The 26559-nt window shown below is 60.3% G+C and carries 20 protein-coding genes; 6 read left to right on the forward strand and 14 right to left on the reverse strand.

Going from position 1 to position 26559, the window contains the following annotated elements; genetic code table 11:
• Positions 1 to 217 precede the first annotated feature (217 nt).
• From BSP75_RS09990 to BSP75_RS10025, 8 genes are all read right to left on the reverse strand, one after another.
• Positions 218 to 535: a heavy metal-binding domain-containing protein gene (locus BSP75_RS09990; protein WP_075113050.1), complete on the reverse strand. Its 318-nt coding sequence runs from the start codon at positions 533 to 535 to the stop codon at positions 218 to 220.
• Positions 536 to 707: 172 nt separating this feature from the next.
• Positions 708 to 1520 carry a cell division protein DedD gene (dedD, locus tag BSP75_RS09995; protein WP_075113051.1) on the reverse strand — a complete coding sequence of 271 codons (813 nt, stop codon included), beginning with the start codon at positions 1518 to 1520 and terminating at the stop codon, positions 708 to 710.
• Positions 1521 to 1594: 74 nt separating this feature from the next.
• A complete protein-coding gene (folC, locus tag BSP75_RS10000; protein WP_075113052.1) occupies positions 1595 to 2854 on the reverse strand; it encodes a bifunctional tetrahydrofolate synthase/dihydrofolate synthase in 1260 nt (419 codons plus the stop codon).
• Positions 2855 to 2856: 2 nt separating this feature from the next.
• Positions 2857 to 3720, reverse strand: a complete 864-nt coding sequence (gene accD / locus BSP75_RS10005; protein WP_058051685.1) for an acetyl-CoA carboxylase, carboxyltransferase subunit beta — start codon at positions 3718 to 3720, stop codon at positions 2857 to 2859.
• 119 nt (positions 3721 to 3839) lie between these two features.
• On the reverse strand, positions 3840 to 4649 hold the full coding sequence (gene truA, locus BSP75_RS10010; RefSeq protein WP_075113053.1) for a tRNA pseudouridine(38-40) synthase TruA: 810 nt from the start codon (positions 4647 to 4649) through the stop codon (positions 3840 to 3842).
• 199 nt (positions 4650 to 4848) lie between these two features.
• Positions 4849 to 7035 (reverse strand): FimV/HubP family polar landmark protein, encoded by a 2187-nt coding sequence (locus BSP75_RS10015; protein ID WP_075113054.1) that lies wholly within the window; start codon positions 7033 to 7035, stop codon positions 4849 to 4851.
• Positions 7036 to 7305: 270 nt separating this feature from the next.
• Positions 7306 to 8322: an aspartate-semialdehyde dehydrogenase gene (locus BSP75_RS10020; protein WP_075113055.1), complete on the reverse strand. Its 1017-nt coding sequence runs from the start codon at positions 8320 to 8322 to the stop codon at positions 7306 to 7308.
• A gap of 192 nt (positions 8323 to 8514) precedes the next feature.
• Positions 8515 to 9636 carry a 4-phosphoerythronate dehydrogenase gene (locus BSP75_RS10025; RefSeq protein WP_075113056.1) on the reverse strand — a complete coding sequence of 374 codons (1122 nt, stop codon included), beginning with the start codon at positions 9634 to 9636 and terminating at the stop codon, positions 8515 to 8517.
• A 247-nt stretch (positions 9637 to 9883) separates the two neighbouring features.
• On the opposite strand from BSP75_RS10025, the gene BSP75_RS10030 reads away from it, so the two are divergent.
• The 3 genes from BSP75_RS10030 to BSP75_RS10040 all read left to right on the forward strand — a co-directional run bounded on the left by BSP75_RS10030 (position 9884) and on the right by BSP75_RS10040 (position 13000).
• Positions 9884 to 10627 (forward strand): phosphatase PAP2 family protein, encoded by a 744-nt coding sequence (locus BSP75_RS10030; protein WP_075113057.1) that lies wholly within the window; start codon positions 9884 to 9886, stop codon positions 10625 to 10627.
• A 99-nt stretch (positions 10628 to 10726) separates the two neighbouring features.
• Complete coding sequence (gene rnt, locus BSP75_RS10035) at positions 10727 to 11404, forward strand: ribonuclease T (RefSeq protein WP_075113058.1); 678 nt, start codon at positions 10727 to 10729, stop codon at positions 11402 to 11404.
• 273 nt (positions 11405 to 11677) lie between these two features.
• Positions 11678 to 13000 carry a Na+/H+ antiporter family protein gene (locus BSP75_RS10040; RefSeq protein WP_075113059.1) on the forward strand — a complete coding sequence of 441 codons (1323 nt, stop codon included), beginning with the start codon at positions 11678 to 11680 and terminating at the stop codon, positions 12998 to 13000.
• Positions 13001 to 13134: 134 nt separating this feature from the next.
• Here the strand turns inward: BSP75_RS10040 and BSP75_RS10045 are convergent, their stop codons facing one another.
• From BSP75_RS10045 to BSP75_RS10070, 6 genes are all read right to left on the reverse strand, one after another.
• On the reverse strand, positions 13135 to 15051 hold the full coding sequence (locus BSP75_RS10045; RefSeq protein WP_075113060.1) for a bifunctional diguanylate cyclase/phosphodiesterase: 1917 nt from the start codon (positions 15049 to 15051) through the stop codon (positions 13135 to 13137).
• A gap of 1 nt (position 15052) precedes the next feature.
• A complete protein-coding gene (locus tag BSP75_RS10050; protein WP_075113061.1) occupies positions 15053 to 15535 on the reverse strand; it encodes a molybdopterin-dependent oxidoreductase in 483 nt (160 codons plus the stop codon).
• Between the two features lie 334 nt (positions 15536 to 15869).
• Positions 15870 to 17780, reverse strand: coding sequence for a DEAD/DEAH box helicase (locus tag BSP75_RS10055; RefSeq protein ID WP_042059352.1), 1911 nt, complete (start codon positions 17778 to 17780; stop codon positions 15870 to 15872).
• A gap of 181 nt (positions 17781 to 17961) precedes the next feature.
• Positions 17962 to 18423 carry a hotdog fold thioesterase gene (locus BSP75_RS10060; protein WP_075113062.1) on the reverse strand — a complete coding sequence of 154 codons (462 nt, stop codon included), beginning with the start codon at positions 18421 to 18423 and terminating at the stop codon, positions 17962 to 17964.
• Positions 18424 to 18531: 108 nt separating this feature from the next.
• Positions 18532 to 19020 (reverse strand): hypothetical protein, encoded by a 489-nt coding sequence (locus BSP75_RS10065; RefSeq protein ID WP_075113063.1) that lies wholly within the window; start codon positions 19018 to 19020, stop codon positions 18532 to 18534.
• Positions 19020 to 22097, reverse strand: a complete 3078-nt coding sequence (locus BSP75_RS10070) for an FAD-binding and (Fe-S)-binding domain-containing protein (RefSeq protein ID WP_075113064.1) — start codon at positions 22095 to 22097, stop codon at positions 19020 to 19022. The genes BSP75_RS10065 and BSP75_RS10070 overlap by 1 nt, the downstream gene beginning before the upstream one ends.
• 163 nt (positions 22098 to 22260) lie before the next feature.
• On the opposite strand from BSP75_RS10070, the gene BSP75_RS10075 reads away from it, so the two are divergent.
• The 3 genes from BSP75_RS10075 (at position 22261) to BSP75_RS10085 (ending at position 26339) form a co-directional block, all read left to right on the forward strand.
• Positions 22261 to 23187 (forward strand): cation diffusion facilitator family transporter, encoded by a 927-nt coding sequence (locus BSP75_RS10075; RefSeq protein ID WP_042059343.1) that lies wholly within the window; start codon positions 22261 to 22263, stop codon positions 23185 to 23187.
• A 300-nt stretch (positions 23188 to 23487) separates the two neighbouring features.
• Entirely contained in the window at positions 23488 to 25023 is a 1536-nt protein-coding gene (locus BSP75_RS10080; RefSeq protein WP_075113065.1) for a TerC family protein, read from the forward strand.
• Positions 25024 to 25217: 194 nt separating this feature from the next.
• Entirely contained in the window at positions 25218 to 26339 is a 1122-nt protein-coding gene (locus tag BSP75_RS10085; RefSeq protein ID WP_075113066.1) for an alkene reductase, read from the forward strand.
• The last annotated feature ends 220 nt before the right edge of the window (positions 26340 to 26559 follow it).

The following is a 26559-nucleotide window of genomic DNA, read 5'->3' on the forward strand; positions in this document are numbered from 1 at the left end:
GCTGTCACTCTAGTCCGGCGATTCAGGGGGGCCCAGTTAAAAAAAATAAAACCCGAGCCATCGGGTTATGAAAAAATATAAAAGTTTGAAATCATCAATTTAGAGTCATTTATGGCATGGGTTCAACACCCCGTTCACGCCTCGTTGCCCGCCGTCGGGCATAAAAAAGCCGATAACCCGGTTATCGGCTTTGGCCCGAACAGCTGGCGGCAGGATATCAGAACACCACGGCGGTGCCGCTGATACTGACCATCAGCATGCTGCCGTTTTGCCCCACCACCTCGTAGTCGATATCGATGCCGACCACCGCGTTGGCACCAAGGGCGGCGGCGCGCTCTTTCAGCTCCTCGAAAGCGATCTCGCGGGCACGGGCCAGCTCTTTTTCATAAGCGCCGGAGCGGCCACCGATGATGTCGCGGATCCCGGCAAAGAGATCCTTGAAAATGTTGGCGCCGAGGATGGCTTCGCCCACCACGATGCCGCGGTATTCACGAATGGTTTTGCCTTCCAGCGTGGGGGTCGTCGAGAGGATCATCTTGAACTCCTGTGAGTAGCAGAAGGGCTCAGACTACCCCAACTGCCCGAAAATCCCAACCGGGTGGAGGCCTGTGCGACGCCGACCTTAAAAATCACGACGGCCAGATAAAAAAACACCGCGCACGGAGCGCGGTGTTGCTATCGGAACGTCATGGCCAGCGGCCAGACCGTTACGGATTGTATGAGACCACCGAGCCACTGAGGCCCGTCATCTGGGAGATCCGCCCCTGCATCCCCTGAAGCTTGGCCTTGGAGACATCCGGCCCGATAAAGACCCGGTTGAGCTGACCCTGCACCGGTGTGCGCGGCGAAGTGTGGGCAGAGTAGCCCGCCGCCCGCAGCTTGCTCACCAGCGCGTTGACGCTGTCGACGTTCTTGAAGGCGCCAAGCTGGAGGATCCAGCTACCCTGCGCCGGCGCGGCAGCGGGCGCAGGTGTGGTCGGCTGGGTCATCTTGCTTTCAATCAGATCGTCGAGGGACTTGATCTGACCCGCCTGCGGCTTGGCTGGTGCAGGTGCCTTGGCGACCTCAACCGGTTTGGCTGGCGTCGGCTTGGGTGCTGGCTTTGGCGGTTCGACCGGTTTTTTGGCCACCACTTCCGGTTTGGTTTGCGGCTTGGGCTGTGGCTTGGGTTGGGCATTCGGTTGCGACATCCCCTGCGCCGGTGCGGCAGGGGATGTCGCCGGCTGCGCGCCGTTGCCCTGACCGGCGAGGGTCATGGGATCAGCCACCTCTTCCACTTGCCACTGCTGGGCTGCAGAGGCCTGTTGCTGGCTGGCCAGATGCTCAGCAGGCAAGGTGCTGGCCGCCGAGACTTGCAGCGCAGGCTTGGCTGGCTCCAGATCAGGACGCAGCGGGATCTTGGCAAAGGCCTCCTCCTTTTGCGCCAGCTTGTGACCATCCAGCAAGTCCGGCAGGAAAATAACAACCAGGGCCACCAGGATGACGGTGCCCACCAGACGGTTTTGAAACTTCGAGGCCAAGTTGAATCCTACCTTTACGTAACTCAATATGCGATTTGGCTCACCGCCCGAGGGCCGGGGAGCCGGGGTGTGGCCTAGACGGCGACACCCGCCAGAATGTCGGCGACAGTGTAAAACGAACCAAACACAATGACCATATCGTCTGGACTCGATGCGGCCAACGCAGCCTGATAAGCGGCGCTGACATCATCAAACTCCGTGGCAGGCCCCTTGCCCTCCCCCAGCGCCGCAGCCAGTTGCGCAGCGGTGGCGGCGCGCGGGCCGGTGAGGCTGGCCAGATACCACTCGCCAATCAGGCCATCGAGTTCGGCAAGCGAGCCCGCCATGTCCTTGTCTTTGAGCATGCCGACCACGGCGCGGCGCACGCCTGCGCAGGGCATTTTACGCAGCTGTGCTGCCAGATAGGCCGCCGAATGGGGATTGTGGGCCACATCGACGATGACCAGCGGCGCGCTTTGCAGCTGCTGCATCCGGCCAGCCAGTCGGGCATTAGCCAACCCGTCGCGAATGGCAGACTCCGGCAGCGGCAAGCCGAGGGACTCCAGCGCCGCCAGCACGGTCACCGCGTTCATCAGCGGCAAGGCCGGTTTTGGCAGATCCCGCCACTGGCTGAGGCCCTGATAATCCCAGCTGCTCTCGTGCTCATCGCCACGAAAATCGATACCCACCTGACGCAGGTTGGCGCCAAGACGCGCCGCTTCGCTAGCGATAGTCGCGGGCGGATTGGGCTCACCACTGATGGCGGGTTTACCGGCGCGATACACGCCAGCCTTCTCCACCGCCACCGCGTCACGGGTATCACCCAGCCAGTCGCAGTGATCCAGCGCGATGGAGGTGATCATGGCCACATCAGACTCCACCACATTGGTGGCGTCGAGCCGACCGCCCAGCCCCACTTCCAGCAGCAGCACATCAGGCGCGGCGCGGCAGAAGAGCCACAAACCGGCCAGGGTGGCGAACTCGAAGAAGGTAAGGGCAATCTCGCCGCGGGCCGCTTCCACCTCGGCAAAGGCGGCGCAGTGGTCGCTGTCGGGCAGCTCTTGCCCGTTGACCCGCACCCGCTCGGTAAAGCGCAGCAAATGGGGAGAGGAGTAGACGCCAACCTGGTAGCCTGCGGCCATCAGAATGCTGGCTGCCATGGCACAGCTGGAGCCCTTGCCGTTGGTGCCCGCCACCGTGATCACCTTGAACGGCAGTTGGGTCAGCCCCATACGCCGGGCAACGGCACCGACCCGATCCAGCCCCATGTCGATATTGACCGGGTGGATCTGCTCCAAATAAGAAAGCCAGTCGACAAGCGACCGGCTTTGGGATTGTTGCATGTTTGAACTCATCTTCACTCTTCGATGACGTGAGTATTCAGCATTTTGGCGAGCAGGCTGGCCAGACGGTTACGCATTTCGCGGCGATCGATGATGATATCGATGGCACCCTTTTCCAGCAGAAACTCGGAGCGCTGGAAGCCTTCCGGCAGCTTCTCGCGCACGGTCTGCTCGATAACACGCGGGCCGGCAAAGCCGATCAGCGCCTTGGGCTCGCCCACGTTGATGTCACCCAGCATCGCCAGACTGGCGGAGACGCCGCCAAGGGTCGGGTCGGTCAGCACGGAGACATAGGGCAGGCCCGCCTTGGTGAGCTGATCGAGCGCCGCACTGGTCTTGGCCATTTGCATCAGGGAGAAGAGTGACTCCTGCATGCGCGCACCACCTGAGGTGGAGAAGCAGACCAGACCACGGCCTTCCTTGATGCACTCCTCAACGGCGCGCACGAAGCGGGCACCGACCACGGACCCCATGGAACCACCGATAAAGGAGAATTCGAACGAACAGGCGACAACCGGTACCCCTTTGAGGGTCCCTTTCATCACCACCAGCGCATCTTTCTCAGCCGTCGCTTTCTGAGCGGCGGACAAACGATCCTTGTAGCGCTTGGCATCCTTGAATTTCAGTACATCCTGCGGCTCCAGCTCGGCACCGATCTCGGTACGACCCTGCTCATCGAGGAAGCTCTCGAGACGGGCGCGGGCGCTGATACGCATATGATGATCACACTTGGGGCACACTTCGAGGTTGCGCTCCAACTCTGCCCGGTAGAGCACCTGTTCACAAGCACTGCACTTGGTCCACACCCCTTCCGGAATGTTGTGACGACGGGGCGCAGTGATCTTGCTCTTGGGAAGAATCTTCTCAAGCCAGCTCATGGAATTCCTTAATGCTTTTGTGCCTGACAAAACGCATCGAGCCTAGATTGTTCAATGACTTACTAGCTCGATGGCAACAAATGACGGGTCATTAAACCACAATTTTTCGGGCGCAGTTACTAAAAACTGGTCGTACCCGGTGCCGAGTCCGGCAGCCACAGCGGGCCGAGCGGCAACTGCGGCAGAGCAAACTCGGCCGGGTAATCCACGTCGACCAGATAGAGGCCACCGGCCTTGGCGGTCGGCCCGGCCAGATTGCGATCCCGGGCGGCCAGCACCTCGGCAATCCACTCCACCGGTTTGAGCCCCTGCCCCACCAGCAGCAGGGAGCCGGTGATGTTGCGCACCATGTGGTGCAGGAAGGCGTTGGCCTTGATGTCGAGCACTATGTAGGGGCCGGAGCGGCTGACGCACAGATGGGTCACATTGCGCCACGGGGTGTTGGATTGGCAGGCGACGGCACGGAAGGTGCTGAAGTCATGCTCCCCCAGCAGGCTCTGGCCCGCCTGGTGCATCAGCTCGGCATCGATAGTCTCGTGGTAGTGGCTGACGCCACTGCCGAGGATCGCCGGCCGGTAGTTGTGGTTGTAGATGACATAGCGGTAGCGACGGGCGGTGGCGCTGAAGCGGGCGTGGAAGCTCTCGTCTACCTGCTTGACCCAGCGCACGGCGATATCCGGCGGCAGGTTGGAATTGAGCCCCAGGGTCCAGGCGCCCTCGGCGCGGTTCGCCTCGGTATCGAAGTGGATCACCTGGCCGGTGGCATGGACACCGGCATCGGTGCGTCCGGCACACTGGATGGAGACAGGGTGGTTGGCAATCCGGCTCAGAGCCGTCTCCAGTTCAGCCTGCACGCTGATCACTTCACGCTGACGCTGCCAGCCGAAATACCGGCTGCCGTCATATTCAATACCTAGGGCAATTCGCATGGATAAGCTTGTCTTGTTGTGAAAACGCAGTGAAAGAAACGGGGCGGATTATACGCGCTCAGCCCGAAAAGTCCCACCACGCGCGCAATTGGCCTGGATGGTCAGCCTGCATGGCCACCCTCACCCCATCGCAACTCGCCAAAAGAAGAGGGCAGCCACTGGCTGCCCCCGTTTTGCTGATCCCGTGATGGGCATTGATTTAGCCCAACCGCTTGAGCAACTTCTCGGCTTCGGCGCGCTGGTGATCGCTGCCCTGCTCTGCCGCCTCTTGCAGCAGCTCGCGAGCGCTATCCTTGTCATCAATCTCGAGGTAGGCTCGGGCCAGATCCAGCTTGGCACCCACACCGCCGTCGTCGGCATCCACATCAAACCCGGTGGATTCCGGCAGCACCTCGGGGAAGCCATCGAGCCCCACATCCAGCGAGAAGCCCTGATAAGGCTCCTGCTCAGTGGTGCTGGCATCGGCCTCGGCCAGCAGCTTGTCGATCTCGACGTAGCCGCTCTCCTGCGCTTGCTCACGGGGCTGCACATCGGCCGGATGAGATTCCACCTCGGCGAACGCATCCTCGAAATCGGAGAGCGCCAGCTCGTTGGGATCCCACTCCAGATCCAGCTCGGCTTCCTTCGCCTTGGCCGGCTCAAGACCGAGCTCAGCCAGCATCGCATCGGCACTCTCGTCGGCACTGAGATCAATGGCATTGTCATCTTTGCCAGCCGCGGGCTCGTCGAAGGCATTTTCGAACTCGCCGAGATCGAAGCTGGCCAGATCGTCGTCAGCGGCGCCGACTTCGTCAATGGAGTTCAAATCGGGCTCGAGGTCGGCAGAGAGATCCGCATCCAGCTCGGCAAACAGGGCTGCCTGCAGCTCCTCTTCACTCATGACTTCATCAGCGGCCTTGGGCTTGGGATTGAACTCGCTGGCCAGATCCATGGCGGGTTCGTTGGCCAGCGCAATGGGCTCATCCAGCGAGAGATCGAGATCCGGCACCAGATCCGGGTCACGACTGGCTGGCTGGGCCGCCATCCGCTCCGGCTCGAAGCCTTGCAGATCCATTTCGCCATCGTCGCTGAACACCAGATCCAGGTCCGGCTTGTCCGGTTCAACCGGCATGAAGCCATCGGGGGTGTTGAGATCCGGTACCGGGCGCACCGGCTCATTGTCGGTCACATCGACGCTCAGCAGATCATCAAATTCGCTCTGCTCCTGATCCATCATCATGGCGGTGGATTCGGAGAGGCTCTTCTCCTGCTCTTCCAGCTCGCGACGGGCACGGGCCCGCAGCCACAGGGTCACCAGTGCCAGCACCAGCAACACCGGCAGCAAGATGATCATCGCGAGGTTGAGCGGTGAGGCGAGCAGATCCATCAGCCAATTTTGCTTGGGCTCGGGCGCAGCGACCACCGGCGGAACCGGCTGGGCTTTGAGCTCGGCAATCTCTTTTTGCAGCGCAGTCTGATCCTGCAGCTGGGCCTTGAGGATCTCCACCTCTTCGGTCAGCGATTGCAGGCGCAGCTTGAGCCTGTGGTTCATTTCGGTCACCTGGCCGAGCTGAGCATTGGCATCTTCCAGTGCCAGCGCCATCTCGGTGGCCGGTTTGCCGACCGGTTTATCCAGATCGGAAGGCAAAGGCGCCGGTGTGGTGCCTTCTGCGGCGCTTGGTACAGGCGCGGGAGCCACAGCCTCTTTCGGCGCGGGCTCGCTCACCTTGGCCACTTCTTTGGTTTCAGCAGCCGGTTGCGGTGCCACAACAGGCGCAGGAATGGGTGCGGCTTTCGCCACCGGCAGCGGTGCCGGAGCGGCTTTCACCGGCTCGGACTTGGCCGCCTCAACCTTCGCCGGTTTGGCGGCAACCGGTTTGGCCGTGTGGGCCTGCTTGTTGGCCAGATATTTGGGGCTCAGCCCTTTCCAGCTGGCGTTGTCGCTGCGGAATTTGGCGCGCGCCTGGGCATCGGTGATGACACTCGCCTCGGCCACGGTCGGCAGCAGAATGCGGGAACCAACCAGAATGTGGTTGATATTGCCATCGGCAAAACTGCGGGGGTTTTTCTCGTAAATCGCCACCATGGTCTGGTAGACGCTGACACTCGTAGAGGGGCGATATTTGCTCGCCAGACTCCAGAGGGTATCGGTCGGACGAACAGGGCCATAGCTACCGGCATTGGCCGTGGCCTGACGCACCACCGGCTCGGCGGTTGCGCGCACCGGCTGCGCCACGGGTCTGGCGACCGGTTGCGCCAGCGGCTGGGAATTGACGGCGGGAGGTGCAGGTTCGTCAGGGCCTTTTAGCTCGACAAAAAAAGGCTCCCGCGCCGAGTCTTCAGCCTGGACGGTGCCCAGCAGACCCAATGCGAGTAGCGTTGCCAATGTTATGCGGGAATGTCCCATATTCGTTCCTTCGTATGACGGCCCTATCGCATTGAAAAATCTGGATAGTTACCCCAAAACAGTCGGTTCAATATAAATCAGGCTCGCCTAGCAAGCCAGCAGTCCGACACATTTAGCACCCAACTTGACTCTGAGTGTAGGAAAAAACTTAATCAGTTGATATCGCAACAGAATCTTGAAGTGGCGGAGTGCGGCATGGGTCACACCCCAGAGTGCTCACCGGCCGGATGCGCAGCACTCCCTGCTGCGCATCGGTGGCATCGTCCAGCTTTACAGATAGTCGCGAACCAGCAGCTCGGCAATCTGTACACTGTTGGTTGCCGCGCCCTTACGAACGTTATCGGCCACGATCCACATATTGATACCACTTGGATGAGAAATATCCTGGCGCACCCGACCGACCAGCACCTCATCCTTGCCGGTTGCGTCACGCACCGGGGTCGGATAATCCCCTTCGTCATCAAACAGGGTCACACCCGGCGCATTGCGCAACAAATCCTTGACCTGTTCGGCATCGAGCGGCTGGTGCAGTTCAACGTGTACCGCCTCGGCGTGGCCGTAGAAGACCGGCACCCGCACACAGGTGGGGTTCACGGCGATGCTGGCATCGCCCAGGATCTTCTGGGTTTCCCACACCATCTTCATCTCTTCACGGGTGTAGCCGTTATCGGTGAAGCTGTCGATCTGCGGGATCAGGTTAAAGGCGATCTGTTGCGGATAGATGGTCGGTTCCACCGGGCGACCGTTGAGCAGCTGCGCGGTCTGGCCTGCCAGCTCGCTGACCCCTTCTTTACCCGAGCCTGACACGGATTGATAAGTGGCCACGTTGATGCGGGCGATCCCCACTTCATCGTGCAGCGGCTTCAGGGCCACCAGCATCTGGATGGTGGAGCAGTTGGGGTTGGCGATGATGTTGCGATTGCGAAAATCGGCCAGCGCGTCCGGGTTCACTTCCGGGATCACCAGCGGGATATCTTCGTCATAACGGAAGCAGGAGGTGTTGTCGATGACGATGCAGCCGTGCTCGGCAGCAATCGGCGCCCACTTGGCAGAGACCTCGGCACCGGCGGAGAACAGCGCGATCTGCACCTGGCTCCAGTCAAACTCCTCCACATCGAGGATCTCGAGGTTCTTGCCGCCAAAACGCACGGTATCACCGGCGCTGCGGCTGGAAGCCAGCGGATAGAGGGTCGCCACCGGAAATTCGCGTTCTTCCAGGATCTCGATCATTGCCTGACCCACGGCGCCGCTGGCACCCAATACCGCTACGTTAAACTGCTGGCTCATTCTGTTCTCCTCTGATAATGCTGCAATGGCACCGGCTGGCGCCATGGTCGGCAGGCTCTCGCGCTGCGAGATGACGCTGCCTGATATGGCTAAGCTGGCGCAGTAGCATCTGCGCCAGCTCAGTAAAAAATGGGGTCGGTGTGGCCAGCGCGGCTCACCCCTTCCGGTTATCTTCCAACAATTTGCCCCCGTTCAGGGGCGTGACAGCGCAAATCCCAACGCGCCCAGCTCTTGGATGGCAAACAGCCCATCGATCTGCAGGGAGGATAGTTCACGGCGCTCGGGATAGTGTTTGCGCTGCTCGTCAAAGCTGCCGGGCAGGCCGAGTCGGGCCCGAAAACGGGCATCATCGCGGCGCACATCATAGACCAGATGCACCAGCTGCTTGATCAGCGCCTGATCCGGCGCGCGGCCCGGCACCACCGCCTGCACATCGGGGGCAGGCAACAGCCGACTCAAATCCTGACGAGGCTCGCGCCCCAGCTGCTGGCAGAGCGCCTGATAGAGCATCCAGGTGCCGCGCGCCTTCCCCTCCAGGCTGTAACCGGCGATATGGGGGGTGGCAATCTCGGTATGGGGCACCAGATCCGCCAGTGGCTCGGGCTCGCTCTCCCACACATCCATCACCAGTCGCAATGGCGCATCGCCCAACTGACGCGCCAGCAGCGCCCGGTTATCCCACACCTCGCCACGGGAGGCGTTGATCAGGATCTGCCCGGCAGGACGGGCGGCAATCTGCTCGGCATCCAGCAGATGGTAGGTGGCATCCTGCCCTTCGCGGGTGATGGGCACGTGGAAGCTGACGATGTCAGCCTTAAGCGCAGTGTTGTAATCGACAAAACCGCCGGCGGGATTATCCCGCGCTCTGGGCGGATCACAGCGCAGCACCTTCATGCCGAGCGCTTGGGCCTTGCCAGCCACGCACTCGCCGGTATTGCCCGCGCCAATCACCGCCAGTGTCATAGCCGATAGGTCGAGTTCGTAACGCTCAGCCAGCACCAGCAGGGCGGAGAGCACATAATCTCCCACCGAATACTTGTTGCAACCGGGGGCGCTGAAGAAGGGAATATTGCGGCTCGCCAGCAGCGCCTTGTCCACATGGTCGGTGCCGATGGTTGCGGTGCCGACAAACCCGAGTTTCGGGCTGGTCGCCAGCAAATCGCCGTTGACGCGGGTGACCGAACGCACCAGCAACACATCGGCATCCAGCAGATCGCGGGCCTGCATCTGGCGTCCGGGCAAGGGGATCACTTCGCCAAATTCGGCAAACAGCTCCACGGCATGGGGCATATTCTCATCAACGACTATCTTCATCGGGCTCTCTTTGGTCACAACCGCCACGGGGGCGCCATTCTAGCGCAAAGCCGCCCGAGATTTCAGCCTGTGATGCAATCCGGCGCGAAAGGGGGCCACATTGCGCGGCGACCGCCCCATCCGCCCATTCAAACAGAGGATGTCGCCACAAATGTGTAAGCAGAGGTAACAAACTGACTGCTCGGCTTTGTCCGGGCATGTCACGGTGGCACAATGCCCCTCTTTTTCGCGATCGCCCATACCCACCATGCCGCAACACGCCCCGTCGCTCCCAGCGTCAACCGCCTCACTCACCCGCAGTCAGGTGCTCGGATTCAGTGCCCTGTTGATCCTGCCCCTGCTGCTACTCGCCACGCTGCCCTGGCAACCGTTTCTGACCGGCTCGCTGCAAGCTGGCTGGCTATGGTGGTCATACGCCCTCACCCGCATGGTCGATATTCCCGGGATCGGTGTCAGTGGCGCCCTCTTGCTGCTGCTGAGCCGCTACAAACTGAAACTGGAGTGGGCCCCCTTCATTGCGCTGGGGTGTGCACTGGCGGCCCTGCTTGCCAGCGACTGGGTGCTCAAGAGCCTGATCAAGCACCTGACCGAGGAGCCCAGACCCTACCTGCTCTGGCTGGAGAGTCAGGCGCTGATCCCGGCCATCAAGAGCTTCTACGCCAGTAGCGTCGAGGTACGCAGCGAACAGGTTCACGCCGCCAGCCAGTTGCTGGCCCTGCCCGAGTGGCTCGGTCACCACTGGCAAAAGGAGGTGAATTACGCCTTCCCCTCTGGCCACAGCATCGCCGCCATCAGCCTGGCCCAGTTTTTCGGTCTGATCTGGCTGGCCCGCGCCCCCACGGGGGTCTGGCTGCTACCGCTGTGGGCGCTGGGGATTGGCCTGTCGCGCATGGTGATGGGGATGCACTGGCCGATGGATGTGCTGACCAGCGCCCTGCTTGGCACTGTCACGGCGCTGATCGCCGCCCGCTGGTGGCTGCACAGATATTGAATCCAGCGCCATCTTGCAGAGGCTTCCTGCGTGGGATGGGAGGACAAGCCTGTGCTTTTTTGCCATAATGCCGCCTCATTTTATCCCGACCGAGATCCCATGACCGACGCAGTTCATACCCTCAAGGGCCGTTTCCGTGGTTTTTACCCCGTCGTCATCGATGTTGAAACAGCCGGGTTCAACGCCAAGACCGATGCTTTGCTCGAAATCGCGGCTTACACCCTGAAAATGGATGAGCAGGGCTGGCTCGTTCCCGACCAGGTGTTCCACTTTCATGTCGAGCCCTTCGAAGGGGCCAACCTGGAAAAGGCCGCGCTGGAGTTCACCGGCATTGATCCTTACAACCCGTTGCGAGGCGCTGTCTCGGAAAAAGAGGCACTGACCGAGATCTTCAAGGGGATCCGCAAGGGGATGAAGGAACAGGATTGCGGCCGCGCCATCATAGTGGCCCACAACGCCACCTTCGATCACGGCTTCGTGATGGCCGCCGCCGAACGGGCTGGCCTCAAGCGCAATCCGTTCCACCCGTTTGCCACCTTCGACACCGCTGCCCTCTCCGGGCTGGCGCTGGGTCAAACGGTGCTGGCCAAAGCGTGTCAGAGCGCCCGCATCCCGTTTGACAATAAAGAGGCGCACTCTGCCCTCTATGACACCGAGCGCACCACCGAGCTGTTCTGTCATATCGTCAACCGCTGGAAGAGCATGGGTGGCTGGCCGCCAGCGCATCCGGATGACGACACGCCGGATACCCCTGCCGATGACGACGTGCAGGCATAAACGGATGAAGGCTGCCACAGGCAGCCTTCGTTGTTTTCGGGGGCGTGATTGAACGCTCGGCGCACAAGAAAGCACTATCAACGTCACGATCAACCGCTGCGCACAATGCACGGAGACAAACCGGCCACAAATCCTCATGTTGATCAACCTTGTGCCAGATGCTGCTGCGATATGAGGGGGTTGACTGATTTTTTTCTCGACATTTGTCACATTTTTCGCAAACTAACTCCCCTTCACATGACAGACAGCAATAACAAACTATAAGGAAATCAAATGAATCCAGTTGTTATCGCAGTCGGGCTGATGCTGGTGCTCAGTCTGCTGCGGATCAATGTGGTGGTCTCGCTGGCGCTGGGGGCCATTGCTGGCGGCCTGGTTGGCGGGCTGTCGTTGACCGATACCCTCACCACCTTCAGCGGTGGCCTGGGCGGTGGCGCCGAGATTGCCCTCTCCTACGCCATGCTGGGTGCCTTTGCGGTTGCCATCTCCCGCTCCGGGATCACCGACCTGCTGGCCCGCAAGGTGATCAGCCAGCTGGGCAAGGATGCCAGCTCGACCCGCATCATGTGGGTCAAGACCCTGCTGCTCTGTTCCGTGCTGGCCGTGGCCATCTCGTCCCAGAACCTGATCCCGGTTCATATCGCCTTTATTCCCATCCTGATCCCGCCGCTGCTGCATGTGATGGCGCAGATGCAGATCGACCGTCGTCAGGTTGCCTGTGTCATCACCTTTGGCCTGACCGCCACCTATATGGTGCTGCCGGTCGGCTTTGGTGGCATCTTCCTGAACAACATTCTGGCCAAGAACCTGATCGATAACGGCGTGCCCATCACCACCAACCAAATCCCGCTGGCGATGGCCATTCCGGTCGCCGGTATGTTGCTGGGCCTGCTGATCGCAGTGTTCATCAGCTATCGCAAACCGCGCCAGTACGATCTCGCCAAGATCCTGGATGCGGAGCCTGAGACCGTTGAACTCAATCTCACCCACATCTGGGTCGCTCTGCTGGCCATTGGCGTGGCACTGGGGCTGCAACTGATGACCAACAGCATCGTGCTGGGTGCGCTGGCCGGTTTTGTCATCTTTACCTGCGGTGGCGTCATCAAATTTCGCGAAAGCCAGGATGCCTTCACCCAGGGGGTGCGCATGATGTCGCTGATCGGCTTCATCATGATCTCCGCCGCCGGCTTTGCTGCCGTGATGAAGGCAACCCACGGCGTCGATACGCTGGTTCAGGTGGTCGCCTCCGGCATCGGCCAGAACAAGGGCATCGCCGCCTTTCTGATGCTGCTGGTGGGCCTGCTGATCACCATGGGGATCGGTTCTTCCTTCTCCACCGTGCCCATCATCGCCACCATCTATGTGCCACTCTGTCTGCAGCTTGGCTTCTCACCGATGGCGATCATCGCGCTGGTCGGTACCGCAGGCGCGCTGGGGGATGCCGGTTCACCTGCCTCCGACTCGACTCTGGGCCCGACCTCCGGCCTCAACGCCGATGGTCAGCACGACCATATCTGGGACAGCGTGGTACCCACCTTTATTCACTACAACATCCCGCTGGTGATCTTCGGCTGGATTGCCGCCATGGTGCTCTGATAGCCCCGCTGGCTGCGACCAGAGCACCTCACCATGCACAACAAGAAGGCGACCTGATGGTCGCCTTCTTCATTGATTCGGCTAGAGAAACAACAGCACGGTAGCTTGTGGTGACAGTGAAAAGGAATCACTCGCTAACCCAGCGCCACCTCCTGCATGATGCTCCGATTGATAAAGTAGCGATGGCAGAACAGCAAAAAAGCCTGCATCGGCAAGGGTCTCGAGTAGAAATAGCCCTGAATTTCATCCACCCCGATGCTCAGCACCGCCTTCAGCTCATCGTTGTTTTCCACCCCTTCCGCCACCACCCGCACACCGAGTTGATGAGAGAGACTAGTGATCGCCTCGACGAACAGGGCCTGACGGGTATCGTTGTCGATGGCAGTGATAAATGAGCGGTCTATCTTGAGCTTGTCGAAATAGAGTTCCCGCAAGTAGGAGAACGATGACCAGCCGGTGCCGAAATCATCGAGGGCCACCCGCACTCCGATCTGACGCAGGGTGTCGATGATCTGCTTGCTCAGCTCGATATCATCCAGAGCAATGGTTTCGGTCAGCTCGACGATCAGCTGTTGCAGGCTTAGCGGTCCATCTTTCATGTTCTCTTCCAGCTGGGCTGCCAACCCCATATTGAACATGGAGCTGGAGAGGTTGACCGAGATCTCCAGCGGCTCAATCAAGTCGCTAGGGAAAGTGGCAAGATCATGCTGCAAGCGCCGGAAGATCCATAACCCGAGCGCCTCCCCCAGCCCGTTCTCTTCCGCCAGCGAAATGATATCGAGTGGCGGAATAAAACCGTACTCCGGGTGATTCCAGCGGATCAGCACCTCGGCCCCCAGTCGCACCGAACCTTGACCACGGACAATGGGCTGGTAATAGAGGCTCAGCTGCAAATCGTCGGGGTGCTGGATCAATTCGCGCAGCTCGGTCGACAAGCGGCGGTTGCGCAGATAGTGCTGATACATACTGCTGGAGAAGACCACGTAGTGATTCAGCCGCTTGCGCTTGGCGCTGTCGAGGGCGATGTCGGCAAACAGCAGCATCTCCTCCGGCGTATGCACCGGTCGCACGTACTGGCTGATCCCCATAAAGACCCGTACCCGGTGGGCGGGGTCGGTCGCCAAGGCGAGCCCGGCAAGCTCATTGCGCAGCTGTTCCAGAAATGGAAAGCGCAGATAGGTGGGCATGACCCCGGAAATAATGATGGCAAACTCATCGCTACCGGTGCGGGCGGCAAAGATACCGTCAACCGATACCGCGCGGATCCGCTCGGCCAGTTGCGTCAGCAATGCATCTCCCACCTCGTATCCCAAGCTGTCATTTACCTCCCTGAAATGGCCAAGATCCACCAGACAGACAGTCACTCTGCTAGGTCGCCCTTTATGTCCTGTCAGATGCTTGAGGTGTTTGATCAGAGAGGCCCGGTTCGGCAAGCGGGTTAGCGCATCATTCCACGCAAGAAAATACTGGTGGCGCACTTCGCGAAACAGCATCAGCAGCATCACCACGGTCGCCAACATCAAGAAGGCCAGAATGAAGAAGTTCTGGGTACGCGACGAATTGAGCACCTCCCGCTGGGCTATGGCGGAAGGGCCGGTGAAGTTTTTCACCATCACATTGCGGATCGCTGCCAGATCCCGAGCCAGCTCCTCGGCTAAACGGGCAAGCTCTGTTGAATCTCGCTCTCCGCTGACCACTGCCTGCTCATACTTCTCGAACAGAGTCATGATCTTGCCTGCTGCCTGTTCAGCCCCAAAGCGGGTTCTCACCGGCTTGGCCTCCTCCCCGTGCAGGAAGACATCGAGCCGGTTCCAGGCAATATCAAAGCGCTTGTTCATCTCTTCCTGACTGGTCGAACCGGTACGATAGAGAGAAAGTGCCTTATCAAAGCCATGGATCTCCAGCTCCAGCTGAGCCAACGCCCAAGCGGAGAGCTGGGTATAGCGGGTCACGGCATTAAAAGCACGGTCATAGTTCCAGACCGACCAGATGGCGACCCCCAAAAAAGTAGTCACCATCAGGATCAAGCTCAGAAACTTGCCGCGCAGCATCTTATTTGCTCTCGATCGCTGTCAGCTGCCACACCATCCGGCTGTGATAGAGCTCCTTGTTCAGCTCCGGGTGATCAGAGAGGGGATAGATGACCCAGAGCGGCCCCCTGTTGCGCAGGGTCAACGCTTTGCCATCCTGCTTCTCGGCCAGCAGTACCGAGTATTTATCTCCATCTTCCAGCGGCACCGCCGCCCAGTAGTCATTGATGGCGACCGCCTTGACCTCCGCACTCTTGAGATCGTAAATCTTGACCAGATCTCGCAGCAGCACACCACGATAGGTGTGGTCCCCCTCGGTCCAGGGGGTCTGGGTCTTGACCTCTGTCTGAGGCAAGGCCTCAAACTCGGCCCGGGTCAGTACGACCTCCCCCGTACCATTGCAACAGCCATCCTCTTTTATTTTGAGGAAGGGCCCATCAGCCAACACCATGCCAGAAACGAGACAGCCGGATAACAGCAGCATCCTGCCAAGCCATCCACCCATGATAAACCTCCGTATCGTACTGTTTGTTTTATTGGTTTCACTCTGCCCACCGACATGGAAACGGCAAAGTCACAATGCAAAACAATGTTGCTGCAACCAGCTCACCACAACAGTCAACCTGCATCAGGCTGTACCCGAATGCCACCAAAAGCATGGCATCTACGCTCCGACTGTCGCAACCGCATCGGAAAATATTCATGTCCCTTTGGCTCTCAACTTGGCTTGTGGAACAGGGAGCTGGCCCCCAACACAGGCAAACTGACTGCACAGCCCCTATCGCAGACACAAAAAAAGGCCGCTCAATGAGCGGCCTTCTTCATAACGGGGTCAGCAATCAGCTTTCGCGACGCTTGCCACTGAATTTGCGATCTTTGTTGAAGCCACCTTCACGGCGCTCACCGCTCTTGTTGAACGGGCGGTCACCCTGGGGACGGCGATCCTTGTTGAAAGGACGCTCCTTGTTGAAGGGGCGATCGCTGCGCGGAGGACGGGGAGCAGTGTTGCTGCCGGCCGGCACTTCGGTGTAGCGAGTGATCTGCAGCGGACGCTGGCAAACACGGGCTTTCTTGATCACTTCCAGTACATCGGCGGTCATGCCTTTCGGCAGATCGACGGTGGAGAAGTCATCGGCGATGTCGATGTTGCCGATGAAACGGCTCTCGATGTTCGCTTCGTTGGCGATGGCGCCAACAATCTGGCCCGGCTTGACGCCGTGATGGGCACCCACGTCTACGCGGTAACGCTCCATCTCCACATCCGGGTTGTCTTTCAGCGGACGCGGTTCGAGGGACGGCATGCGACGGGCAGGACGATCACCACGGTCGCCGAAGTCACGGGCACCGAAATCGCGGCCACCGTCACGACGGTCGAAATCACGACCACCACGATCGTTGCTGGCATTCAGCAGCGGATCTGGGATGGAGTCATCCAGCAGCAGCGGTTGGTCGCCCTGTACCAGCTTGGCCAGTGCGGCAGCCAGCTCCAGCGGATCGGCAGAATCTTCTTCGATCAGCTCATTAACCAGGTTCACATAGATCTCAAGCTCTTCACCCATCATGGTTTCCCGGATGCGCTCTTTGAACTTGGTCAGGCGGTGCTGGTTGATGTCCTCGGTGCTCGGCATCTTCATCGGCTCGATGGCCTGACGAGTAGCGTGCTCGATGGCGCGCAGCATGCGACGCTCACGGGGAGCTACGAACAGGATGGCTTCACCTTTACGACCGGCACGACCGGTACGGCCGATACGGTGTACGTAGGATTCGGTGTCGTACGGAATGTCGTAGTTCACTACGTGAGTGATACGCTCAACATCCAGACCACGAGCGACGACGTCGGTGGCGATCAGGATGTCCAGCTGGCCTTGACGCAGCTTGTCAACGGTACGCTCACGCAGTTTCTGCGGGATGTCACCGTGCAGCGCTTCACAGGCGTGGCCACGAGCGGCCAGTTTGCCAGCCAGCTCTTCGGCTGCATTCTTGGTGCGCACGAAGACCAGTACGGCTTCGTACGGTTCGACTTCCAGCAGACGGGTCATGGCGTCCAGCTTGTGCAGACCGGTTACCTGCCAGTAACGCTGGCGGATGGTCGGTGCAGTGGACGTCTTGGTGATGATCTTGATCTCTTTCGGCTGCTTCAGGTGTTTCTGGGCAACGCGACGGATCTGGTCCGGCATGGTAGCGGAGAACAGGGCAACCTGACGGGTGGCCGGGCACTGCTCCATGATCCAGTCCACGTCGTCGATGAAGCCCATACGCAGCATTTCATCGGCTTCGTCCAGTACCAGGGCTTTCAGGCCGGAGAGGTCCAGGTTCTTGCGACGGATCAGATCCATCACACGACCCGGGGTACCGACGACAACCTGGGCACCGCGACGCAGGGCGCGGGTCTGGGTTTCGTAAGAGGAGCCGCCGTAGATCGGCAGGACGTGGAAGTCAGGCATGTGCTTGGCGTAACGTTGGCACGCCTCGGCAACCTGCAGGGCCAGTTCACGGGTCGGAGCCAGCACCAAAACCTGAGTGTTGCGGTTACCAGCTTCCAGACGAGACAACAGAGGCAAGGCAAAAGCAGCGGTCTTCCCTGTACCGGTTTGCGCCTGCCCCAGCAGATCGTGTCCCGCCATCAGGTGGGGAATTGCTGCGGCCTGGATCGGTGACGGGCGCTCATAGCCCACGTCTTGCAGCGCTTTCAATACAGGCGCGGCCAGTCCAAGCTCACTAAAAAGGGGCAGTTGTTCGGTATCAGACATAGATTCTTCCAGATTAAGGCAGGCGGCTAAGCACCGCGGAATAGCAAAAAGGCGGCGATTATAGCGCCACTTTGTTCTGCTGTCTTGAAAAATGTGATAAGCCTCTCAAGACGTTGGCAATTATAGAGGGATCTTGCGACTATGGCTTGCTTATTTTTCACTACTGGTGCGTTATTGCAGGTCACTCCTCGCTGGAGTCCTTGCCCCGCTTGTGTTTGAGCACCGCCATCGTCAGTCGGCTGGTACACAATAAACGTCCCCGTTCGTCCCGAATTTCAATCTGCCACACCTGAGTCGTCGCCCCCAGATGCAGCGGCGCGCAACGACCGGTCACCACCCCTTCCCGCTTGGCCCGCAGATGGTTGGCATTCACCTCCAGTCCCACGCAGTAGCTATCTGGCCCCACCGCCATATTGGCTGCCAGTGATCCCAGGGTTTCGGCCAATACTACCGATGCGCCACCGTGGAGCATGCCAAGGGGCTGGTGGGTACGGTGATCCACCGGCATGGTCGCTTCCAGCCAATCCGGGCCAAAGCCGGTATAGACGATGTCGAGATGGGCCATCAGGGTGTTGCGAGAGGTGGCGTTGAGCCCCTCCAGACTGATGGGCTTGCGCCAGATGGGGGCGTTTTCTTGACTCATGGCGAGCAGACTCCTTATGTAATCAATGGGTTGAACGCGAGCAGTGTCGGCGAAAAAGACAAAGAAAAAAAGATGCCCTGATCGGGGCATCCTGGCAACCACCTTGCGTCACCAGGGATAGGTGACTCCGGGCCACTCGGCCCACGGCACCTCTCGCCCCGGCAGACGGGGTTCCGGCCACTGCCACACCCTGGCGAGCCAGTCGCGCAGCTGCGTTTCCAGCTCCTCGTCCGTGATGGGCGCCTCGGCCACCTTCCAGAAGAAGAGCTCCACCGCCACCTCCGGCAGCACCGAGGGGTAGAGATAAACCCCACCCCAGAATTGCGGCTCCCGATCCGGGCTCCAGAGGCCATAGGCAAAGGAGCGCTTGGCCAGAAACTCCGACTGCTGCCACTCCAGATCCCCTTCGTGCTGGCTCAGGCTGAAGTTGGCGGAGGGCCAGATATCGTTAGGGCGAAACAGCTGATGGAGCTGCTCACGCTCGCGCAACATGGCGACAAACTCCACCACCGCCTGAGCGGGGGTGGCGGGCAGCAACAAGAAACACGGGTGCCGATAGGCCTGCGGCACCCGAAACCGCTTGGGAAAACGCAGCATCAGAGCAGCTCCAGCAGGGCTTGCAATGGATGTTTGAGTTTTTCCCCCTCCATTCGCTTGACCTGACTGCGGCACGAATAACCGGTCGCCAGACAGCGCCCTTTGGGCAGGCGGGCGAGAGGTTCGGCCCAGCTCAGCCCATAGATCCCCTTGGAGTTCTCCACCTGTTTGACGTCGTGACCATAGGTGCCCGCCATGCCGCAGCAACCGACCGATATCGGCTGCAAGCTGGCCCCGAAACGGCCAAACAGGGTGCTCCAGTCGCCATGAGTCGATGGCTGGGCGGTCTTCTCGGTGCAGTGGGCAAACAGATACCAGGGCTCGGGTTCGCTCCCCTCCCCGCTCTTTGCCTTGTCGGCGCTAACAGGCAGCTGATCTGCCGGCAGCGACAGCAACCACTCCTGTGGTAGCAACACCTGAAAATCACCGCGGGCCGACCCCAGCGCCTTGGCATACTCGTCGCGATAGCAGAGCACCATGGCCGGATCCACCCCCACCATGGAGATGCCGAGCGCCGCCACCTTGTTGAGGAACTGGGCGCTGTTGGCGGCAGTGCGGGCAAAGGCGCGCAGGAACCCCTTGATATGCTGGGGTTTGCCGTTCGGTTTAAAGGGCAGCAGATAGGGCTGGAACCCAAGCTTGCTGGCAAGTTTCACCAAGTCGCGCACCACGGGGGCATCGTAGTAACTGGTGAAGGGATCCTGCACGATGAGCACCACCTGCTTGCGCTGCTCGGCGCTCATCCGCTCCAGTCCCGGCAGATCAAAATAGCGGGCGCGGTTGTCGTGCAGGCTCTCGGCCAGAGTCGGCACCGAGAGCAGCGGCACATCCACCATACCGATGCTCTTCTCGGTCGCCTTCTGGGCCCACTCTTTTTCGAGGAAGAAGTTGACCAGTTTCGGTGCTTTGGCGAGCAGCGGCGCATAGCTTTCGACGGTGCCGACAAAGTAATCCTTCGGCGCGCGCAGGTAGCGGCCGTGATAGAGCTGCATAAAGCGGGCGCGAAAATCGGGCACATCCACCTTGATCGGGCACTGGCTGGTGCACGCCTTGCAGGCCAGACAGCCCGCCATCGCCTCCATCACCTCGTGGGAGAAATCATATTCGCCACGCTGTTTGGCCCAGCTGTTGCGCACCTTGTCCACCAGCTGTTTGAAACGCACGCCACCGGATTGCAGCGCCACCTCTTCCGCCAGCGGATCGAAGCCCTGCTCCGCCAGCTGACGCAGCCATTCGCGCATCAGGCCCGCCCGCCCCTTGGGGGAGTGGCGGCGATCGCGGCTGATCTTGACCGAGGGGCACATGGGGGAGTCGGTCTCGAAGGTGAAGCAGAGACCGTTGCCGTTGCAATCCATGGCGCGGGTGTAGCTGGTGCGCACGGCGAGCGGGATCTGACGGTCATACTTGCCGCGCTTGGGGCCATCCACCGACACCAGCTCGGCGCCACTGCCATAGGGGATACAGATCTTGCCCGGGTTGATACGGTTGGCCGGGTCGAACGCCCCCTTGACCCGCTGCAGCTCTTCCCACAGCTCGCCAAAGAAGGCAGGGCTGTATTCGGAGCGAAAACCCTTGCCGTGCTCCCCCCACATCAGGCCGCCATATTTGGCGGTGAGCGCCACCACCTGATCGGAGATACGGCGCAGCAGCACTTCCTGCTCCGGATCGCACAAGTCGAGCGCCGGACGCACGTGCAGCACACCGGCATCGACGTGGCCAAACATGCCGTAGTCGAGGCCGTGGGCATCGAGCAGGGCGCGAAACTCCATGATGAAATCGGCCAGGGATTCGGGCGGCACGGCGGTATCTTCGGTGAAGGCCACCGGCTTCTTGCGCCCTTCGGCATTGCCCAGCAGCCCCACCGACTTCTTGCGCATGGTGTAGATGGTCTCGATGCTCGGCAGGTGGTCACACACCTGATAACCGATGATCCCCGCCTCGCCCTTGGCCAGCAGCGTATCGATACGGCGACAGAGCTCCGCCACCTTGGCCTTGTGTTCTGCCTCGTCGGTGTCAGCAAACTCGACGATGTTGAGTCCCTGCAGATCCTTGCCGGGCACATCTTGAATAAGTTCTTTCACCGAATGCCAGATGATGTCGGCGCGGGCCAGTCCCAGCACCCGGGAGTCCACCGTCTCCACCGACAGGGCCTGTGCCTGCACCATAAAGGGGGCGTTGCGCAGGGCCGAGGGGAAGCTGTCGTACTTGACGTTGACCAGCGTGCGGTAGCGCGGGATCGGTGTGATGTTGAGTCTGGCTTCGGTGATAAAGCCCAAGGATCCTTCCGAGCCGCACAGCACCCGGCTCACATCCAGCGTGTCGCTGTCGGGTTGATAGAGGTGCTTGAGATCGTAACCGGTCAGAAAGCGGTTGAGCTTGGGGAACGTCGCCTCGATGTCGGCGCGGCGCTCTTTGCCGATGCGATAGAGAGTGCGATAGATCTCCCCTTCCCGATTATCCAGCGCCAGCTTGTCCTCAAGACGGGAGCCATTGACCGGCTCGGTGACCATGATGTCACCGTTCTCCAGCACCGCCTTGAGCCCCAGCACGTGATCCGAGGTTTTGCCGTAGACCAGAGACCCCTGCCCCGAGGCATCGGTGTTGATCATGCCCCCTAAGGTGGCGCGGTTGGAGGTGGAGAGATCTGGCGAGAAGAAGTAGCCGTGAGGCTTGAGCCAGGCGTTGAGCTGGTCTTTCACCACCCCGGCCTGGGCGCGCACCCACCCCTCCTCCAGATTAATTTCCATGATCTGGTTCATATAACGGGAGAGATCGACGATAATGCCGCCGCCCAATGACTGACCATTGGTGCCGGTACCGCCACCACGAGGGAAAAAACTCAAGGAAGCGAACGCCGGCTCTGCGGCCAGCTTGAGCATTGCTGCTATGTCGTCCGCACTGCGCGGATAGAGAACCGCCTGAGGTACTACCTGATAGACGCTGTTATCCGTCGCCATCGCCAACCGGCTTGCATAAGACTTTTCGATATCACCACGAAATGCGCTGCGCTCTAGCAACTCAAGAAACTGCAGGGTTGCGGGTGACAAACTGTCCTGGTAATCGAGTCTCGGGATCATGAATCCTTGTTCCCATCCTTTGCTTGATGCCGGCACGCCGGCGACTACGACTGGCCGCCTGTCAATGGCAATCAGGCCAGTCCGCTCACATGTGAGCGGGCAGTATATCAGCTAGAAAACCGCTTGCGCTTGGCAATATTCACCATTTGAAAGGAGGACTTTTATGGCTCACCCCAGCCATGTTATCAGTACGCTTATCACCACCGAGAAGCAGGCGCTCACCCTGTCACTAGTCGGCAGCATCGCCTTTGCCATCTTCGGTATTGGCTACGGTCTGCTGGTCGGCTCCCACGCCATCATGCTCGACGGTATTTTCAGCCTGTTCAGCATGGGCATGACAGGTCTGGGTCTGGTCACGGCCTATTTCGTTACCCGTCCCTACGATGAGCGCTTCCAGTACGGCTACGCCCACTTCGAACCCATTGCCAACGTGATCAACGGCCTCATCATCTTGCTGCTCTGCCTGGGGGCACTCTATAACGGCATCACCACCCTGCTGGAGGGTGGCCGCGAGATCAACCTCGGTCACGCCCTCATCTGTGCGGCCATTTCCACCTTCCTCTGTTCGCTGCTTTATCTGGTCGAAGCCCGCTTGGCCAAGCAGTTCAACTCCGAACTGGTGCGGGTTGACTCCGAGGAGTGGCTGGTCGATACCATTTTAAGTGCCACCCTGCTGGTCGGTTTTCTGGTCGCCATTGGTCTGGATGCCATCGGCCACGGCCAATACAACCGTTACATAGACCCGGTGCTGGTCTCGCTGCTGGCCCTCTGTGCCACCCTCATTCCCATCAAGGTGCTGAGCAGAAACCTGCGGGAAGTATTCAAAATTGCCCCCAAGGGCGATGTGTCACAGCACGTCGAGCGGGAAATCGAGACGCTGCGCCAGCGTTATGGCTTCGAGTGCTACAGCCATCTGGCGAAAAGCGGTCGCCGCTTCGATCTGGAATTGAACATTCTGGTGGCACCGGATCAGGATTGGCCGGTCGAACGGCAGGATGCCCTGCGCCATGAGCTCTGGTCTCGCCTCGGCGATACCCTGGGAGATGCCTGGCTCTCGGTCTGCTTCACCCGCGAAAAACGCTGGTTGTAACGGCCGCACGGGGGAGCGCGGCGCGGCCGCCTCCCCCTGTCTCAGCGCAGTCCCATCACGCCCCGTTGATGCGGCACTTGCCAAATTGGCGCCAATCGTTATCATCAGGGCTCATTTTTTACCCGAGGTTTTATTGCCCATCATGGACAATCCCCGAAGTTGCCCTTCGTCCCTTTCTGTCAAAGCCTATCTTTATCTGCTTCATCAGCGCCTCTGAATAACACCTTTGCCTTGCTGTTACTGCGGCCATCGCGCGCCGTGATCACTGTTTGCTCTGTCTGTTTTTATTGAGGTCATACAATGGAATTGCTGCTGGATCCCCATATCTGGATTGGTCTGTTTACCCTGATCATTCTGGAAATCGTGCTGGGGATCGACAACTTGGTCTTTATCGCCATTCTGGTGAAAAAACTGCCCCCCGCCCAACGGGACAAGGCGCGCGTCATCGGCCTGTCGCTGGCCCTGCTGATGCGACTTGGGCTCTTGAGCGTCATGTCATGGCTGGTCACCCTGACCACCCCTATTTTGCACCTGTGGGATCACCCCTTCTCCGGTCGGGACCTGATCCTGATGGGAGGCGGCCTGTTCCTGCTGTTCAAGGCCACCTCCGAGCTGCATGAGCGGCTGGAGGCCAAACCCCAGGATGATGGCCCGGTCGGTGCCTACACCAGTTTCGGGGTGGTGATCGCCCAGATCCTGGTGCTCGATGCGGTCTTCTCGCTCGACTCCATCATCACCGCCGTCGGCATGGTGGAACACCTGGGCGTCATGATGGCCGCCGTGACCATCGCTATGGTGGTGATGGTGCTCGCCTCCAAACCGCTGACCCGCTTCGTCAACGCCCACCCGACCGTGGTGGTGCTCTGCCTGAGCTTCCTGCTGATGATCGGCTTCAGCCTGGTGGCGGAAGGGTTCGGCTTCCACATTCCGAAGGGCTACCTCTATGCGGCCATCGGCTTCTCGGTGCTGATCGAGTTTTTCAACCAGCTGGCCCAGCGCAGCGCCGAGCGCCACGAATCCAAACAGCCGCTGCGCGAGCGCACCACTGCTGCCATCTTCAAGCTGATGGGCAGCAAGGCCTATCAGGATCAGCCGGATGACGATCTGGACGCACCGGCGCCTGCGCCGCTGAGCTTTGGCGAGGAGGAGCGCTACATGGTGACCGGCGTGTTGTCGCTGGCCGAGCGATCCATTCGCACTATCATGACCCCGCGCTCCGAGATGGCCTGGATCGATATCAACGACTCCAGCGACGAGATCCGCGCCCTGCTGCAGCGCGAGCCCCACAGCCTGTTTCCCATCTGTGACGGGGATCTGGACGAGGTGATCGGGGTGCTCAAGGCGCGCGACCTGCTGTTTGCCTTGAATGAAGGGCAATCCTTAAGCGAACTGGCCAAGCAGAACGACCCCATTATCGTGCCGCAGACCATCAACGTGATCCGGCTGCTGGCGGAGCTGCGCAAAGCCAAGGGGAGCCTCATTCTGGTCTCCGACGAGTTTGGCGTCATTCAGGGGCTGGTCACCACCCACGATCTGCTGGAGGCCATCGTCGGCGAACTGCCGGACGAGGACGAAACCCCGGATATCGTGCGCGATGGCGAAGGGTGGCTGATCAACGGCAGCACCAACATCCACCACGTGGAGCAGGTGCTGGAGCACGAGGGGCTGGTGAGCGAGAGCGACGAATACGTGACCTTGGCGGGCATGCTGCTCTCCCACTTCGGCACCCTGCCCACCCCGGGCCAGCAGCTGCAACTGCAGCAGCTCAACTTCGAGGTGATCGAGGTGAGTGAGCGGCGTATCGAACGGGTGAAAGTGATGCCGGGCACAGCTTGAGCCTGCCACCGGTAAAACTGAAGAGGGCCAGACGGCCCTCTTTTTTATGCTTCAACTTTATGCCTCAACGCCGCCTCTCTCGGCGGTTTGCGCTGATTGCTGCATCAAGCGCAATTCTCTTGTGCAATTACCCCTCTTTTTCACAACAAGATACCGGCATAGAGTGGCCTCACTTCCACCATGAGGAACTCAAGATGAGCCACGATCACCTGTTCTGCCCGCTGCGCCTCGGCCAGCTGCACCTTGCCAACCGCATCGTCATGCCCCCCATGACCCGCTCCCGTGCCAGTCAGCCGGGTGATGTGGCCAACGCCATGATGGCCAGCTACTACGCTCAGCGCGCCGAAGCGGGCCTGATCATCAGCGAAGGCACCCAGATCGACCCCATGGGCAAGGGCTACGCCTGGACGCCGGGCATCTACAGCGCCGAGCAGATCGCTGGCTGGAAGGGGGTGACCGATGCCGTGCACGCCAAGGGGGGCACCATCTTCGCCCAGCTCTGGCACGTCGGCCGGGTCACCCATCCGGACAACATCGGCGGCGCCCAACCCATCTCCTCGTCAGCGATTGCGGCCACAGGCGTCAAGGTGTTCGTCGATAACGGCAGCGATGCGCCCGGCTTTGTCGAGACCGTCACCCCGCGCGCCATGACTCAAGCCGATATCGATGCAGTGATCAGCCAGTTCCGTCAGGCGGCCCGCAACGCCATCAGCGCCGGTTTTGACGGTATCGAGCTGCACGCCGCCAACGGTTATCTGATCAACCAGTTCCTCGACTCCGAATCCAACGCCCGCACCGACCGTTACGGCGGCTCGCTGGAAAACCGGCTGCGTTTTCTCAAAGAGGTGACCGAGGCTGTCTGCAGCGAAATCGGCGCCGATCGGGTTGGGGTGCGTCTTGCGCCGCTCACCACCCTCAACGGCACCGTCGATGCCAACCCGCAGGAGACCTATCTGGCCGCAGCCCGCCTGCTGGGCCAGCTCAATGTCACCTACCTGCACATTGCCGAAGCGGATTGGGACGATGCCCCCCTGATGCCGGAGAACTTCAAGCAGGGTCTGCGGGATGCCTTCCCCAACACCCTGATCTATGCCGGTAAATATGATGGTGATCGTGCGCGCGCCGCCCTCGAAGCGGGCTGGGCCGACATGATTGGCTTTGGCCGCCCCTTCGTCGCCAACCCGGATCTGCCGAACCGGCTGCGCCACGGCTATCCACTGGCCCCCCACGATCCGGCCACCCTGTTTGGCGGCGGCGAGAAGGGGCTGACCGACTACCCCGTCTATCAGGCCGATGACGCAGCGACCAGCAGTTGATTGCCGATGGCCAACCGGCCACGTAAAGCAGGCCCCACAGGTTGGGGCCTGTCGTATTGTTGCGCATTCGCAAGAGTGATATGACTGACCGAATCACTGTTGCAATGACCTCATTGTTCTCCCCCCCTCGCTTTCACAAGGCGCTGTCCCAATTACGTGTTGAAGGGCTAAGCTTGAAGTAGGCCATCACCTTGAGGTCTACCATCATGGATACCCCAGC

Source organism: Aeromonas sp. YN13HZO-058, from assembly GCF_001921245.1.
GTDB lineage: Bacteria > Pseudomonadota > Gammaproteobacteria > Enterobacterales > Aeromonadaceae > Aeromonas > Aeromonas allosaccharophila.